A 15,939-nucleotide genomic window follows, 5' to 3' on the forward strand; every position below is an offset into this window, starting at 1 on the left:
ATCAGTCTCCGTCGCTCGAGTTGAAACCGCGAACGATACCTAGCGCCGGGGCGATTTCATCGCCGAGTACCTGGCGTAGCTGGGCAACTTCCAGGTAGAGCGTGGCCAGCTGCTGGCGCGCCTGGTCGTCTTGCAGTCCGGCGGCAATGCCTGTGTCCAGTTGACGTGCCTGGTTGAGCGTATCCTTGAGCTGGTCGCTGAATGCCGCGGCAAGCTCGTCCTGGTGCTGCTGCGAGAGCCACCGCGCTAGCCCTGGGACGAAGTGAGCCTGCAGTCCCTCCAGGGTGGCCGTCGCCAGGGTGATCGAGGCATCACTGCGCCAGGCCTCTGCGCGGTAGCCATTGGCCGGTGCACCCATCATCCCCAGGGGCTCGCCCAGGCGCTTGTCCTCGAGGATCTCTAGGGACTGCAGCGCGGCGTGAACGGTGGCCTCGGAGTAGCTGTCGGTGGCCAGGTAGTGGGAGCGGAAGGCTTGCCAATCGCGGGTCAGCTCGCTGGCGACCTGAGCAAGGTGCTGACTGATGGCCTGGGCCAGCGCACAGGCATTCGGCTGCTGGAGCGAGTGCTGCGTCATGGCGTCGTCAAACAGCAGGTATTCCAAGGCAGGGAAGCCCTGCTCGGCGACGCCGGCGGCGGCGATGTCAGCGGGCGTGACCGCCGTCTCCTGACGCAGTCGGCTGGCGATGCGACTGCCGACCAGGTTCTTGTTGTCAGGCCAGAACTGCAGCTGCCAGGCGCGACTGTCGACCTCGATCGGGCCAAAGTCGACGAAGCGGACGGCCTGCCAGGCCTGGTAGGCGTCCAGCCAGTGCGCTGCCAGGGCGTCTTGATCGAGCGCATCGCAACCCGGCGTGAAGGCCTCCGCCAGGGACTCGGTGGTGCGGTTCAGCTGCTGGTAACCCTGCTGGATATCGTGATGCCACGTCTCACGGGGCGAAGTACCCGCCTGGTCAGCGAGGGCGGCGCTACTGTACATCGCGACGATCGACGCCAGCGTGGCGCCACCCAGTGAAAAGGCGCGAGAAAGTGACGTGAAGGGGGAACGTGAGCGGTACGTCATAGTGAATTCAGGAACTCCAGCAATTGTGCTCGCTCCTGCTGCGCAAGAGCGCGATAACGATCCCGGGCGGTGAGCGCTTCACCACCGTGCCACAGGATGGCCTCTTCAAGGGTGCGTGCCCGGCCATCGTGGAGGAAGCCTGCCTGGGGGTTGACCTGCTGGGCAAGACCGATGCCCCACAGCGGCGGGGTGCGCCATTCGTTGCCATCTGCCTGGTACTCGGGGCGGCCATCGGCAAGCTCAGGGCCCATGTCATGCAGCAGCATATCGGTATAGGCCCACAGGGTCTGGCCCGCCAGTTCTGGACGAGCCGTGTCCTCCGGGGTGGTCAGGCTGGGGCGGTGGCAGGCGGCGCAGCCGAGTTCGTTGAACTGGCGGGCGCCGGCCTGTACCGCAGGATCCTGCATGTTCCTTCGCTGCGGAACGGCCAGGCTCGAGGCATAGAAGGTGACAAAGTCGGCCACTTCGTCGCTGACCTCCGGGTCGCCGCCGTCGGGGAAGTCCTCGCAGCCCTGGCCTGGCATGCAGTCGGTAGCGGCGGCCAGACGTGAGGTCAGCCCCATGTCGCCGGCGAAGGCATGCAGGCTTTGCTGTTCCACACTGGGTTCGCCGGCCTTCCAGCCAAATCGTCCCAGCACCGTCTCCTGCTGGCGCACGTCCCAGACGCGATTGGCGCGCCCGGAGATACCGTCTGCGTCACTATCGTCGGGATCCGCCCACTGCAGCAGCTGGTCCTCGTCCACGACTTCGAGCAGGCCCAGTCCGATCATCGGTGGCGCCACCCGAGGCGAGGTCAGCAGCGTCTCGGGCAGGTCGCCGTAGGCGGGATCCTCGATGTGGTAGGTGGGCACCGCCAGCGTGACCTGGTGGCCATCATCGAAGGTGATCTCTCGGGGCGAGAGTGAGCGAACCATGTCGGCTTCAGGCGTTGCGCCCGGAATCGCCGCGGTTTGCAGCTGGCGGCCGTAGTGGGGCACCGGCACAGCGCCGGTTCGCCTGACCAGCTCGTGGTCGTCCGCGGTGGTGGCCGGTACGGATAGCCTCAGGAACAGGGACACCGGTGGTTCACCGTCTGCCGGCGGGTGACCGCGACCGTCCTTGATATGACAGCCCTGGCAGCTGTTGGTATTGATCAGTGGACCAAGGCCGTCACGGGCATCGGTGCTGGCGGGGGCCACGACCCAGGGATTGCGAAAGAAACTGTTGCCGACGCTGAAGTCGAGCCGCTTGGTCATGCTCATGTTGCCCAGGGGCAGCGAGTAGGCGTTGTGGTCGAACTGCTTGACCGAGCCTTCGCCGCCGGAGCGAGGATCGGTCTGGAGTGATGGCTCGCCGCTGGCAAGGACCTGCGTGCCAAGGGTGAGCCCAGCCAGCAAGACTGGCAAGGTACGGTTTAGTGTGGGCATGTGACGCATCTGGCGATTCCTTGACACAGTCAAGCCGCACGCCAAGGCGTGCGGCTTCTCGAGGCGAATGAATCGCATTTCATCATTTAGTTCCTGGCCTGGATGTGATCTACATCAACAAAGCTCCGGCCAGGAGTCGATCAGAAGTCGTGACCGGCATCATCCGGCTCGAGTGAGGTGACGCCAAGCTCGCCCGCAGCCTGCTCGATGGAGACAGTCTGGGTGACCAGGGCAAGAATGGCGTCGTTGACGATGGCCGCACCTTGCTCGTTGCCTGGAGCGATCATCATGTCGAAGGTCATGGGCGACTCGCTCTGCTCCGCCGTCTGCTTGAGGGTGCCCAGGGCTGCCATGGAGCTCTCAAGCTGCTGCTCGAGGGTCTGCGCCAGGTCGCTGTCGGTCTGCGCCAGCAGGGCCTCTACACTGGGGCCCTCGAGAACGCTGCCATCGATGCGCTGATATTGGCCGGTGTAGACGTTCTGAATGCCCTTGCCGTTGTAGTAGTGCGAGTTGTGGGTGTTGTCGCTGAAGCAGTCGTGCTCGTCTTCATAAGAATTGGCCTCCAGTGCGACCTTCATGCGCTCACCGGCCAGCTCGCCCAGTGACAGCGACCCCATGCCAAACAGAATACGGCGCAGGCCTTCTTCGCTCGGTACGCTGGTCAACTCACGGCGATAGTTGTCTTCGTCCACCGGTGCCCATTGGGCCACCATCCACTCCAGATCCTGGATCAGCAGCTGGCTGGCGGCTTTCAAGTAGGCGCGGCGGCGATCGCAGTTACCGTTGGTGCAGTCATTGCCAAGGGCGAAGTCGCTGGCCCCACGCTCGCCGGCACCCGGCTCGTAGCCATGCAGGTCCTGTCCCCACAGCAGAAACTCAATGGCGTGATAGCCGGTGGCGACATTGGCTTCGGAGCCGCCAATTTCATTAAGCTCTGCCAGCAGTTCCGGCGAAAGGGTGGAGACGTCGATCTCGTCGCCGCCGACGGTAATCGAGGAGGAGGCGATGATGTTGGCGGTGGCACCGGCGTTGCCGAGCTCATGCTGATAGCCGTCCTGGCTGACGTAATCGATCATGCCCTCGTCCAGCGGCCAGGCGTTGAGCTGGCCTTCCCAGTCATCGACCACCGCGTTGCCGAAGCGGAAGACCTCACTCTGCTGGTAAGGAATGCGTGCCTCGCGCCAGGCCTTCTTGGCGGCAGCCAAGGTTTCGGAGGTCGGGGCCGCCATCAGCTCATCGATGGCGACGTCCAGCGCCTTGGCGGTCTTCAGCGCATCGCTGTAGGTGGTGTGTGCCAGGTCAGCGTAGTGGCCGACGACGGCGTCGGCGGTGACATCCTCGGCGGAAGCATGGGAAGCCACGGCCAGAGCACCGGCCGCGATAGCAAGCGCCAGAGGGCGACGCACAAGACGAGAGATCATGGAATTGTCCTTTTCACGAAGGCAGGAAGGAGGCGCTGGAACGCGTCCTTGAAATAGTAACGAGATTGACTCTCATTGCAAGCTGGGCGGCCTGCTGTAGAAGAGGTAAAGGACGTGGGCGAAGCGATAGAGACAAGCACTTGCTGCAAAGATGACGAGTGGACGTCTGTCCGTGGGCCGACAGTCAACCGTGCCGACCGTGAGGCCCAGCGGACAGAGAGCAGAGGTAAGCGGGGACTCGGAGCACTTGCCCCGATGTCCTGAGCGCGATCAGCGAGGAGAAAAGCGGCGGTTGATGCCGGTTTCCGCGATCATGCGCGTCGAAATCTCTTCCACGGAAAAGCGCGTGGCGTCGATGAACGGAATATGCAGCTGTCGGAACATGGCCTCTGCCTGAGCGACCTCCTGCATGCACTGGTCCATGCTGCTGTAGCGGCTATTGGGCCTTCGCTCGTGGCGAATCGCTGCCAGTCGCCTGGGATCGATGGTCAGGCCAAACAGCTTGTGGCGTTGCTTGGCCAGCACGGCCGGCAGTTTCAGGGTGCCGCTGTCGTCCTGGTCGTCTTCGGTCAGCGGGTAGTTGGCGGCACGAACGCCGAACTGCAGTGCCAGGTAGAGCGACGTTGGGGTCTTGCCGCAGCGCGACACGCCGACGAGTATCACGTCCGCCTGGTCGTATTGATGGGTGCGCGCGCCATCGTCATTGTCCAGGGCGAAGTGCACCGAGTGAATGCGGTCCATGTAGACGTCATCGCTGGAAATGGCGTGAGTGCGCCCCACGCTGTAGGACGAATGAGTTTCCAGTTCCTTTTCCAGCGGCTCCAGAAAGGTCGAGAAGATATCGACCTTGAACCCCGGCGCCTGACGAATCACAGCGCGAATCTTTTCGTCGACGATAGTGTCGATGATGATCGGCTGCACGCCGTCCCTTACTGCGGTGGCTTCGATGATCCCGACCAGCGAGCGCGCCTTCTCGATAGTGTCGATATAAGGCTTGGTCAACTTGCGTATCTCGACGTTCTCGAACTGGGCCAGCAGGCTGCGTCCAAGACTTTCGGCGGTGATGCCGGTGCCGTCGGAAATGAAGAAAGCGGTACGGGTCATGGCGGATACCTTGTAAAGAGTGCTGGCATTGTCCGCTGCATGGCGGGGACAGACAAGTTGTGCGCGTTCGAAGTAAAATTAGCCAGGATTGGCCTCCCTGACTACAAGCAGATCAATCGGCTGTGCTGGCCTAATGATGGGCCGAGACCGTCGGCCCCCAGGCCAGGTGAGGGAAGGGCCGGGGGGATATCGGTCGGACGCCGCCATGACCCTGATGGAGGCGTTGCGTAGTGGCACGCCGATGCCCCTGAAGGTGTCCAGACTACAGAAAGCTGGCTTTTTCCCCCGGTGTTGTAAAAATCCTCCAGTGACTTCGCTCTTAGACCAATGGCGAATATGGTGGGGCGCTGATAGAGTCGCCAGCATCCAGTCATGACGGCGTGTCATGGACGAGTTCGTCGACATCCAAGGGGGTCACGTGGACAAGTACATTCTGTGGTTTGATCAGTTGGGCATGAACGACGTCGAGCGCGTTGGCGGCAAGAACGCTTCTCTCGGCGAGATGATTTCCAATCTGGCGGGGGCGGGGGTCACGGTGCCCGGCGGTTTCGCTACCACCGCTGATGCCTATCGCGAGTTTCTCTCCCACGAGGGGCTCAATGATCGAATCAATCAGGAACTTGCACGCCTGGACGTCGATGACGTCAATGCCCTGGCCGAGGCCGGCAGCAAGATTCGTCAGTGGGTGATCGATACGCCCCTGCCGCCCGCCTTCGAGGCGGCGCTGCGCGAGGCCTACGAGCAGATGCTGGGCAAGCATCCGAACCTGAAGGTGGCCGTGCGCAGCTCTGCAACGGCGGAAGACTTGCCTGACGCTTCCTTCGCTGGCCAGCAGGAAACCTTCCTCAACATTGAAGGCTACGACAATATCAAGCGTGCGGTGCACGAGGTGTTTGCGTCGCTGTTCAATGACCGCGCCATCTCCTACCGCGTGCATCGTGGCTATGCCCACGAGAACGTGGCGTTGTCCGCCGGGGTGCAGAAGATGGTGCGCTCTGAGACCGGCGCCAGTGGTGTCATGTTCACCCTGGACACAGAGTCCGGCTTCCGCGACGCGGTATTTGTCACCTCTTCCTGGGGCCTGGGGGAGACCGTGGTGCAAGGCGCGGTGAACCCCGATGAGTTCTACGTGCACAAGCACACCCTGGCGGCAGGGCGCCCTGCAGTGCTGCGCCGCAACCTGGGATCGAAGCTGATCAAGATGATCTACACCGGCGACGCCAGCGCGGGTAAGTCGGTCGAGACCGTGGACGTGCCCCTGTCCGACCGCGGTCGCTTCAGCATCAACGATGAACAGGTCATGGCACTGGCGCGCCAGGCGATGACCATCGAACAGCACTATGGCCGCCCGATGGATATCGAGTGGGCGCTGGATGGCGACGACAACCAGCTGTACATCGTGCAGGCGCGTCCTGAAACCGTGGTGTCTCAGCAGGAAGGCGGCTCGCTGGAGCGCTTCCAGCTGAAAGAGAAGGGGCGCACCCTGGTCACCGGCCGTGCCATTGGTCAGCGCATTGGCCGTGGTGCGGTCAAGGTGATCCTGAGCCCGGACGAGATGGATAAGGTCAACAGCGGCGACGTGCTGGTGACGGACATGACCGACCCGGACTGGGAGCCGATCATGAAGCGTGCCTCGGCCATCGTCACCAATCGCGGTGGACGTACCTGTCACGCGGCGATCATTGCCCGTGAGCTGGGCATCCCCGCGGTGGTTGGCTGTGGTGATGCCACTGAGGTACTGCGTGATGGTCGCGAAGTGACCGTATCCTGTGCCGAGGGTGATACCGGCCATGTCTACGACGGCCTGCTGGAATTCGATCGTAACGTGACCAGCGTCGACGCCATGCCCGACATTCCGTTCAAGATCATGATGAACGTGGGCAACCCGGATCGTGCCTTCAGCTTCTCTACGCTGCCCAACGCGGGCGTTGGCCTGGCGCGCCTGGAGTTCATCATCAATCGGATGATCGGTGTGCACCCCAAGGCCCTGCTGGAGTACGACACCCTGCCGGGTGAGCTGCAACAGACCATTGACCTGCGTATTGCCGGCTACGACGACCCCGTCAGCTTCTATGTCGACAAGCTGGTTGAGGGTATCTCGACCCTGGCCGCCGCTTTCTACCCCGAGCGTGTCATCGTGCGCATGTCGGACTTCAAGTCCAACGAGTACGAGAACCTGATCGGCGGCAAGCTGTACGAGCCAGGCGAAGAGAACCCGATGCTTGGCTTCCGCGGCGCGTCGCGCTATATCTCCGAGACCTTCCGGCCGTGCTTCGAGCTCGAGTGCCGTGCCATGAAGCGGGTTCGGGACGAGATGGGACTCGACAATGTCGAGCTGATGATTCCCTTCGTTCGCACCACCGAGGAAGCCAGCGAAGTGGTTGACCTGCTGGCGGCCAACGGCCTCAAGCGCGGCGACAACGGGCTCAAGGTCATCATGATGTGCGAGCTGCCTGCCAACGCCCTGCTGGCGGACGAGTTCCTCGAGTACTTTGATGGCTTCTCCATTGGCTCCAACGACCTGACCCAGCTGACGCTCGGTCTCGATCGCGACTCCGGCATTGTGGCGCACCTCTTCGATGAGCGTAATCCCGCCGTCAAGAAGCTGCTGGCCATGGCGATTCAGGCCTGCAAGGCCAAGGGCAAGTACGTGGGCATCTGCGGCCAGGGGCCGTCGGATCATCCGGAGCTGGCCAAGTGGCTGATGGAGCAGGGTATCGACTCCGTGTCCCTGAACCCGGACGCTGTACTGGAAACCTGGTTCATGCTGGCGGGCGAAACCATCGGCTAGGCTAGCAGCGCCCTCTGTCGAGGGCGTGTGACCAGAACGTCTGACGAGAGCGTTTGACCAGAGCTTCTGACGAGAACTTCCGACGAAAGCGTCTGTAAGCACCCTCCGTATTCACGCCGCGGCCATGGCCGCGGCGTGTTACGTTGGTTCGGGGTGCATGACATCGCCGTATCAGGTGTAGTGGCCGATGATGCCGCGACGAGCGGCGCGTGCCGAGCAGGCAGCAAAGTGGCCTCCAGGGCTCCCCAAGGGCCATGAGAATTGGCACCATACAGGCAGTTTGTTGATAGGACGTTGTAATGGCATATCTGTTGGTCATGGGGAGCGTGCTGCTGTCCATCGGGGTGTGCCTGGGATGGATGTGCTGGTCGCTTGGGCGCTGGCTGCTGGCGGGTATCCTGCCTGAGCGGACCCCGGCGGCGAAAAAACCGACACCCAAGGCGCGCAGCAAGCGGGCTCCGGCGAGTCGCGCCAAGAAGGCGGGCAGCGACAAGGCCGCTGCGGCCAAGGCGACCACCTCTGCACCAAAGACACCGCGACCCAAGCGCGAGCCCACCCCGCCCTGGTCATTGACCAAGGCGCTTGCGCGTGTGCGCTCGGCGCTGCCGTTGGGCCTGCTGATGGCGTTGGTGTTTGGGGTGGTGCGCCTGGCGGAAAAAGGCATGGCCGAGCGCGCCGAGGATGTACCGCAGGGGTACCATCAGTTGGTTTCCACCCTTGGCGGGTTGACGCTGGTGATGCTGGCCTTGGCGCTTATCTGCGCGTTTTGCCGGCTGCGCATCCGGCGCCACGAGAAGCGAGCATGAGCGTGCGGTATCGTAGGCTGCGATAAACTATGCTGAAGCAGCAACTATGCATCAGCACACCTATGCATAAACACACCTATGCATAAACACATAAGGCATCTTTGATTTCGTCACAAAAGGAGCGGTGATGAGAGCGACGTTCTTGCGTCGGCCTGACGGCCTGGCCACGGCAGTGGCCTGGGTAATGGCAAGCAGTCTCCTGGCATCGGCAGCGGAAGCCGCGCCAGCGTTTGACTACACCCGTCCTGCCATTTCCCCAGAGGAGGGCTCCGGTTACGAGGAAAAGCCGGGTTGGGCGACCGAGCAGTTCGCGGTGGCAGCGGCCAACCCGCTGGCGACGGATGCCGGCTATCAGGTATTGAAGGCAGGTGGCAACGCCATCGACGCGGCGGTCGCGGTACAGATGGTGCTGACGCTGGTCGAGCCTCAGTCCAGTGGGATTGGCGGCGGCGCCTTCCTGATGCTGTATGACGGCGAGAAGGTCCACGCCTTCGATGGCCGAGAGAAGGCTCCGATAGGGGCCGACGAGGCGCTGTTTCTGGACGCAGACGGCGAGCCGATCGAGTTCATGACCGCCGTGGAAAGTGGCCGCTCCGTCGGGGTGCCCGGCACCGTACGCATGCTCGAGCTGGCCCACGACGAACATGGCAAGCTGCCATGGGAGTCCCTGTTCGTGCCCGCCATCACCCTGGCAACCGAGGGCTTCGAGGTCAGTCCACGCCTCCACCAGAGTCTGGTCGCCACGCCATCGCTGGCGGAGGACGATGTCGCGGGTGCCTACTTCTTCGATGACGAAGGGCAGCCTGTGGCGGTCGGCACCCGGCTACGTAATCCGGCGCTGGCGGCAATTCTGACCAAGATCAGCGAGGAGGGGAGTACAGCCCTGCATACCGGTGAGATTGCCGAGGATCTGGTGTCCAGGGTACAGAATCATCCGGACATGCCGGGCACCCTGAGTCTCGAGGACATGGCCGGCTACGCGGCCGTGGAGCGGGACGCACTGTGTACCCCTTGGCGGCAGTGGGAGGTCTGCGGTTTTCCGCCTCCTTCCTCGGGGCATCTGACGATGATGCAGATCCTGGGCATCATGGAGGCCAGGCCCGAGATCGAGACCGCGCTGAATGAGGGGGTGCCCACCGTGGACTGGCTGCACCCGTTCCTTGAGGCGTCGCGTCTGGCCTTTGCCGATCGCGCCCGCTTCATCGGTGACAGCGACTTTGTCGAGGCCCCTGGCGGTACCTGGAGCTCGCTGGTAGCGCCGGAGTATCTGGCCAAGCGGGCTGAGCTGATCGAAGAGCAGAGCATGGGTAGCGGTGCGGCGCGGCCGGGCAACCCAGGGGCGATGAAGACAGCCTACGCGTCGCAGCCTCATCAGCCTGAGTATGGCACCAGTCACATCAGCATCATTGATGGTGACGGGCAGGCGGTCGCCATGACCGCGAGCATCGAGCAGGCGTTTGGCTCGCGCATCATGGCCAATGGAGGGTCGGACCTGGACGGCGGCTACCTGCTCAACAATGAGCTGACCGACTTTTCCTTTACGCCTACCGATGAGCAAGGCACGCCCATTGCCAACCGGGTCGAGGCGGGCAAGCGGCCCAGGTCCAGCATGAGTCCGACGCTGGTGTTCGAGCGTGAGAGCGGCGACCTGGTGGCCAGCCTCGGGTCGCCGGGGGGGGCGGCCATCATCCACTACACTGCCCAGACGCTGGACGCCATGCTGGTGCGTGGGCTCGATGCCCAGCAGGCGCTCAATCTGCCCCATGCCATCACGCTGGGCGACACTGTCTATCTGGAGGAAGGGCGTTTTCCCGAGGCCACCGTGCGTGATCTGCAAGGGATGGGACACGAGGTGGAGACCCGTGAGCTGACCAGCGGCTTGCAGGCACTGGAGGTCACCGAAGAGGGTCTGTTCGGTGGCGCCGACCCCCGTCGAGAAGGCGTCGTCATGGGCGACTGAGGTGATGACTGGCTGAGCCATGTCGCCGCCGGAGCTTAGCTCTCCAGCCAGTGGCGTAGCTTGGTCAGCATCAGTTCCGCGTCGCTCATGGCCTGGCGCTCGCGCAGCAGCGCCGTCAGCAGGTCGGGTCGGTCGGTAATGATGCCGTCGACCCCCAGGTCGATCAGGCGAGCCATGCGCGCTGGGTCATTGACGGTCCAGGCGTACAGCGGCTTGTCGCTCACGTGGGCCCGGCGCAGCTGGTCGTCGTCAATCTGCGTATGGCGCAGCCCGAGCCCATTGAAATGGCGATAGGGCAGGCTTCCGGGCAATGCCCACTCCGCCAGCAGCAGGCTGCGTGCGTCGGGCGCAAGCTGATTGATGCGTTGAACCTGGCGATAGGACAGCGATGCCAGCCAGCTGGTCTGCAGCAGCTGCGGGTCGCCGCAGACGAGCCGGTCGAGTTTGTCCGTGGCATCGTGACGACATGCCAGCCGCTGCTGCCGCTCGTTCTGCAGGTCGCCTAGCACAGCCTCGATCAGCGCTTCTTCCTGGCCCCGCTCAGGCTTGAGCTCTATCAACAGCCTAGCGCGTCCACGCACCTCCTCAAGGACTCGATCGAGCCTGGCCAGGGGCTCTCCGGCAAAGGCATGCGCGAAGCTTGCGCCGATGTCCAGCCTGGCAAGCTCGCTCCAGTCGAGATCACCGATGCGTCGGTCATCACCGGCCAGGCGCAGCAGGGTGGCATCGTGACTCAGTACCACGGTGCCGTCGCTGGCCAGCCTGACATCAATCTCGATCACATCAGCACCGTCGTCCATGGCGCGACGGATGGCCGACATGGAGTTTTCCGGTGCGACCATGGAGGCGCCCCGGTGGGCGATCACGTCGACCTGTTCGCGGATATCCTGTCGCTCGACCATCAACCACGCCTGAGACAGGGCAAACAGCACGATGCCCACCTCGATACCCCATGCCCAGCGACCCGGATGGGCGTCGGCAGGAGGTGGGGCGGGGCGGGGCAGGCGATGGGCACGCCGCAGGTAAAGACAGGTCGCCAGCAACGCATTGACGACGATGATGGCAAAGGCGACGCCCAGGGTCAGCAGCGTGGCCGAGGTCACCACCGCCAGCATGGTCGGTATTACCACCGCGCCGATATCCGGCAGATTGGCGATCAGGGGGCCGACCCAGGCACTGAATACCAGTGAGACCGCAGAAGGCAGGGCCAGCAGGATGGTCAGCATGCTGAAGATGACCAGTGCCAGGCCGCCTTGGCGTTTGACCGTCAGAGCGTGGCTGCGACGCAACGCGGCGAAGGGCTTGAGGCCCTCCAGCACGAGGCTTGGCAAGGCAAGCCACCAGCGAATGTACAGCCTGCCTGCAAGCGCCAGCCACAGTCCTACCATCGGCAGCAAGGTAGAGAGATAGAGCCAGAAAGCCGGTGGTCGCACGTGACGGACGTAGTAGGCGTCCAGGCCGCTGAGCAGACTGTCATGCACCAGGTGGGCACAGGCCAGCAGGATGGCCACGCCGCTCAAGTGAACGGCCACCTGCAGGCACGCCAGTGTGGCCAGTGCCGGCAGCCGATGCAGGCTCTGCCATAGCGCCACCAGTGCCTGACGCGCATGGGAGCCCTGGCGTTCGACCGCCACCAGCATCATGCCGGCCTGCTGCAGGTACAGCAGCGTCAGCAGGCCGGCGGCAAAGGCAAAGACCCAGGTGAAGCCCAGAGGTGACAGCAACAGCTCGACGGCGTCGGCAGTGGTCACCAGTGGTCGACCGACCTGTTCCAGCCAGATGGCCAGCAGCCAACCCAGTGTGGGCAACAGCAGGGCGGAGGCGAACAGGGTGAACAGCAGATGGTAGGCCAGCAGCGGGCGCAGGTGGTCGCTCAGGCTGGTAAAGACATCCCGGGCAAGCGTCATTGAGGGTCGTCTGCCGTTGGACGGTGCATGTGTGGCGTGCCGAGGCTATGGTCGATGGTGCTGGACCATAGCCCTGGATGGGGCACAGGAGGCTGGGCGGCCGCGGTAGGGGGAGGCGTCGCGCCGATCGCGGAACACCTCACTCAAGAGCGAGGCGCTCTTCGGCCACCAGGATGCCGTTGTTGTCGGCGTAGACCCATTGGCCGGGGGTAAAGCTGACCCCAGCGAAGGTGACCGGCACATCGCGCTGCCCTTCACCACGCTTCTCGCTCTTGCGTGGGTGGGCGCCAAGCGCCTGAATGCCTAGATCCGTCTCGGCAAGGATGTCCACGTCGCGCACGCAGCCGTACATGATGACGCCGGCCCAGCCATTGCCTGCCGCCTGTTCTGCCAGCATGTCGCCGAGCATCGCGCAGCGGGTCGAGCCGCCGGCATCCACGACCAGCACTGCGCCGTCGCCAGGTTCGGCGACCGCCTGCTTGACCAGGGAGTTGTCCTCGAAGCACTTGACCGTGCGAACTGGGCCGGCAAACGCTTCTTGACCGCCGTAGTTGACGAAGATCGGGTCACATACGGCCACTTCAGGAAAGGCATCACAGATATCTGGGGTGACAATCTGGCTCATGGGGGCATCTCCGTTGCTGTTCATCGCATGATGCCATAGATGGGTGGGTTATCCAGCCCCGGGGCACTGCCTGACATCATGACTCCCGCAAGGCGTCCAACAAAAAAGCGCCCGGACGTTGACGTCCGGGCGCTTCATTACTGACAGGCGGCGTGCCTGATCAGAGCGTGACTCAGGCCTCCTGGGCGACCGGAATCACGTTCGAGGCGGCTTTCTGGTATTCCTCGATTTCATGGAAGTTCATGTAGCGGTAGATTTCACCCGCCATGGCATCGAACTCACCCATGTAGCGACGGTACTCGTCGACGCTCGGCAGGCGGCCTTCCACCGCCGCCACCGCCGCCAGTTCGGCGGAGGCCAGGAAGACGTCGGCGCCGTCGCCCAGGCGGTTGGGGAAGTTACGGGTGGAGGTGGACACCACCGTGCTCTTGGCGGCAACACGCGCCTGGTTACCCATGCACAGCGAGCAGCCGGGCATTTCCATGCGGGCGCCAGCGCGGCCATAGATGCCGTAGTAGCCTTCCTCGGTCAGCTGGTGCTGGTCCATCTTGGTCGGCGGAGCGAGCCACAGCTTGGTCTTGAGGCTGCCTGCGGGCTGCTTCTCGAGCAGCTTGCCGGCGGCACGGAAGTGACCAATGTTGGTCATGCACGAACCGATGAACACTTCATCGATGCTCTGGCCAGCCACTTCGGACAGCAGGCGCGCATCGTCCGGGTCGTTGGGGGCACACAGCACCGGCTCCTTGAGCTGCTCCAGGTCGATCTCGATGACCTCAGCGTACTCGGCGTCGGCGTCGGCGCGCATCAGGCTCGGGTTGGCCAGCCACTCTTCCATGGCCAGGATACGGCGCTCGATGGTGCGCTTGTCGCCGTAGCCGTTGGCAATCATCCACTTGAGCAGAGTGATGTTCGACTTCAGGTACTCGCTGACCGAATCCTCGGACAGGGTGATGGTGCAGCCTGCAGCTGAGCGCTCGGCACTGGCGTCGGACAGCTCGAAGGCCTGCTCGACGGTAAGCTCCTCGAGGCCTTCGATTTCCAGCACGCGGCCAGAGAAGGCGTTTTTCTTGCCGGACTTCTCGACGGTCAGCAGACCCTGCTGGATCGCGTAGTAAGGGATCGCGTGGACCAGATCACGCAGGGTCACGCCGGGCTGGCGCTTGCCCTTGAAGCGAACCAGAATCGACTCCGGCATGTCCAGCGGCATGACGCCGGTGGCGGCGGCAAAGGCGACCAGACCAGAACCCGCGGGGAACGAGATACCCATCGGGAAACGGGTGTGGGAGTCGCCGCCGGTGCCGACAGTGTCCGGCAGCAGCATGCGGTTCAACCAGGAGTGGATGATGCCGTCGCCGGGACGCAGGGAGACGCCGCCACGGTTCATGATGAAGTCGGGCAGGGTGTGGTGAGTTTCCACGTCTACCGGCTTGGGATAGGCACTGGTGTGACAGAATGACTGCATCACCAGGTCGGCCTGGAAGCCGAGGCAGGCCAGGTCCTTGAGCTCGTCACGGGTCATAGGCCCGGTGGTGTCCTGGGAGCCAACGGTGGTCATCTTCGGCTCGCAATACATGCCCGGACGCACGCCGTCCATGCCGCAGGCCTTGCCGACCATCTTCTGGGCCAGGGTGAAGCCCTTGCCGGTGTCCTTGGGCTGCTCGGGCAGGCGGAAGACGTCCGACTGATCCAGGCCCAGCGCCTTGCGCGCGTTGTCGGTGAGTCCGCGACCAATGATCAGCGGAATACGGCCGCCAGCGCGGACTTCGTCGAGGATGACCTGAGTCTTCAGCTCGAAGGTGGAGATCACTTCGTCGGTGTCGTGACGGCAGACCTTGCCTTCATAGGGGTAGACGTCGATGACATCACCCATCTCCATCTTGGAGACGTCCATTTCGACGGGCAGGGCGCCGGCATCTTCCATGGTGTTGAAGAAGATGGGGGCAATCTTGCCGCCGAAGCAGAAGCCACCAGCGCGCTTGTTGGGCACGTTGGGAATGTCGTCACCAAAGAACCACAGCACGGAGTTGGTGGCGGACTTGCGCGAGGAGCCGGTGCCGACGACATCGCCGACGTAAGCGACCGGGAAGCCCTTGGCCTTGACCGCTTCGATCTGGGCCATCGGGCCTTTGGTACCGGGGACTTCCGGCTCGATGCCTTCACGCTCGTTCTTGAGCATGGCATTGGCGTGCAGCGGAATGTCCGGGCGTGACCAGGCGTCCGGTGCCGGCGACAGGTCGTCGGTGTTGGTCTCGCCGGGCACCTTGAACACTGCCAGGGTGATCTTGTCGGCCAGGGCGGGCTTGGACAGGAACCATTCGGCATCGGCCCAGGACTGCATGACGTCCTTGGCGACGTCGTTGCCGGCCTTGGCGCGGTCAGCGACGTCGTGGAAGGCATCGAACATCAGCAGAGTGTGCTTGAGCTGCTCACCCGCTTCCTTGGCCAGCTCTGGGTTGTCGAGCAGTTCCACCAGGGTGGCGATGTTATAGCCGCCTTGCATGGTGCCCAGCAGCTTGACCGCATGGACCTTGTCGATGAGCGGAGACGTTGCCTCGCCCTTGGTAATGGCGGTCAGGAAGCCGGCCTTGACGTAGGCTGCTTCATCGACGCCCGGAGGCACGCGATTGGTCAGCAGATCGAGGACCGCTTCTTCTTCGCCGGCGGGCGGCGCCTTCAGCAGTTCGACCAGTTCGGCGACCTGCTCGGCATTCAGCGGCTTGGCAGGGATGCCTTCCTGGGCACGCTCTTCGACATGTTGGCGATAGGCTTCAAGCACGTGGGGGCCCTCATTGGTTTATGGTGGTCACGCTCCGGCGGACTGAGCCGGGCGTGAGGGACACGCTGTCAACGGTGGCCGGG

At 63.4% G+C, this 15,939-nt stretch carries 10 protein-coding genes; 3 read left to right on the forward strand and 7 right to left on the reverse strand.

What is annotated here, in order from left to right; all coding sequences use genetic code 11:
- Nucleotide 1 precedes the first annotated feature (1 nt).
- From JF545_RS02245 to ppsR, 4 genes are all read right to left on the reverse strand, one after another.
- Complete coding sequence (locus JF545_RS02245; protein ID WP_206938189.1) at nt 2–1,060, reverse strand: imelysin family protein; 1,059 nt, start codon at nt 1,058–1,060, stop codon at nt 2–4.
- Nucleotides 1,057–2,475: a di-heme oxidoredictase family protein gene (locus tag JF545_RS02250; RefSeq protein ID WP_242520564.1), complete on the reverse strand. Its 1,419-nt coding sequence runs from the start codon at nt 2,473–2,475 to the stop codon at nt 1,057–1,059. The genes JF545_RS02245 and JF545_RS02250 overlap by 4 nt, the downstream gene beginning before the upstream one ends.
- A gap of 131 nt (nt 2,476–2,606) precedes the next feature.
- Nucleotides 2,607–3,887, reverse strand: a complete 1,281-nt coding sequence (locus tag JF545_RS02255) for an imelysin family protein (protein WP_206938191.1) — start codon at nt 3,885–3,887, stop codon at nt 2,607–2,609.
- Between the two features lie 270 nt (nt 3,888–4,157).
- A complete protein-coding gene (ppsR, locus tag JF545_RS02260; protein WP_206938193.1) occupies nt 4,158–4,991 on the reverse strand; it encodes a posphoenolpyruvate synthetase regulatory kinase/phosphorylase PpsR in 834 nt (277 codons plus the stop codon).
- Between the two features lie 418 nt (nt 4,992–5,409).
- Here ppsR and ppsA point away from each other — a divergent pair, with 418 nt between their 5' ends.
- The 3 genes from ppsA to JF545_RS02275 all read left to right on the forward strand — a co-directional run bounded on the left by ppsA (nt 5,410) and on the right by JF545_RS02275 (nt 10,548).
- Complete coding sequence (gene ppsA / locus JF545_RS02265) at nt 5,410–7,782, forward strand: phosphoenolpyruvate synthase (protein WP_206939197.1); 2,373 nt, start codon at nt 5,410–5,412, stop codon at nt 7,780–7,782.
- 299 nt (nt 7,783–8,081) lie between these two features.
- Nucleotides 8,082–8,588 carry a hypothetical protein gene (locus tag JF545_RS02270; protein WP_206938195.1) on the forward strand — a complete coding sequence of 169 codons (507 nt, stop codon included), beginning with the start codon at nt 8,082–8,084 and terminating at the stop codon, nt 8,586–8,588.
- Nucleotides 8,589–8,772: 184 nt separating this feature from the next.
- The gene (locus JF545_RS02275; protein ID WP_206939199.1) at nt 8,773–10,548 is read left to right on the forward strand and encodes a gamma-glutamyltransferase family protein; all 1,776 of its coding nucleotides are present in this window, start codon (nt 8,773–8,775) and stop codon (nt 10,546–10,548) included.
- 35 nt (nt 10,549–10,583) lie between these two features.
- Here the strand turns inward: JF545_RS02275 and JF545_RS02280 are convergent, their stop codons facing one another.
- The 3 genes from JF545_RS02280 to acnB form a co-directional block, all read right to left on the reverse strand.
- Nucleotides 10,584–12,455, reverse strand: coding sequence for a glycerophosphodiester phosphodiesterase family protein (locus tag JF545_RS02280; RefSeq protein WP_206938197.1), 1,872 nt, complete (start codon nt 12,453–12,455; stop codon nt 10,584–10,586).
- Nucleotides 12,456–12,594: 139 nt separating this feature from the next.
- Nucleotides 12,595–13,080 (reverse strand): ribonuclease E activity regulator RraA, encoded by a 486-nt coding sequence (rraA, locus tag JF545_RS02285; protein WP_206938199.1) that lies wholly within the window; start codon nt 13,078–13,080, stop codon nt 12,595–12,597.
- A 172-nt stretch (nt 13,081–13,252) separates the two neighbouring features.
- Nucleotides 13,253–15,856, reverse strand: a complete 2,604-nt coding sequence (acnB, locus tag JF545_RS02290; protein WP_206938202.1) for a bifunctional aconitate hydratase 2/2-methylisocitrate dehydratase — start codon at nt 15,854–15,856, stop codon at nt 13,253–13,255.
- Nucleotides 15,857–15,939: the final 83 nt, after the last annotated feature.

The sequence above is a fragment of the Halomonas litopenaei genome (assembly GCF_017303055.1).
GTDB classification, from domain to species: Bacteria; Pseudomonadota; Gammaproteobacteria; order Pseudomonadales; family Halomonadaceae; genus Halomonas; species Halomonas litopenaei_A.

Excerpts from the sequence above, each read along its gene's own strand:
- JF545_RS02245 (WP_206938189.1), bottom strand. The coding sequence starts at position 1,060 with ATGACGTACCGCTCACGTTCCCCCTTCACGTCACTTTCTCGCGCCTTT.
- JF545_RS02250 (WP_242520564.1), bottom strand. The coding sequence starts at position 2,475 with ATGCGTCACATGCCCACACTAAACCGTACCTTGCCAGTCTTGCTGGCT.
- JF545_RS02255 (WP_206938191.1), bottom strand. The coding sequence starts at position 3,887 with ATGATCTCTCGTCTTGTGCGTCGCCCTCTGGCGCTTGCTATCGCGGCC.
- ppsR (WP_206938193.1), bottom strand. The coding sequence starts at position 4,991 with ATGACCCGTACCGCTTTCTTCATTTCCGACGGCACCGGCATCACCGCC.
- JF545_RS02270 (WP_206938195.1), top strand. The coding sequence starts at position 8,082 with ATGGCATATCTGTTGGTCATGGGGAGCGTGCTGCTGTCCATCGGGGTG.
- JF545_RS02275 (WP_206939199.1), top strand. The coding sequence starts at position 8,773 with ATGGCAAGCAGTCTCCTGGCATCGGCAGCGGAAGCCGCGCCAGCGTTT.
- JF545_RS02280 (WP_206938197.1), bottom strand. The coding sequence starts at position 12,455 with ATGACGCTTGCCCGGGATGTCTTTACCAGCCTGAGCGACCACCTGCGC.
- rraA (WP_206938199.1), bottom strand. The coding sequence starts at position 13,080 with ATGAGCCAGATTGTCACCCCAGATATCTGTGATGCCTTTCCTGAAGTG.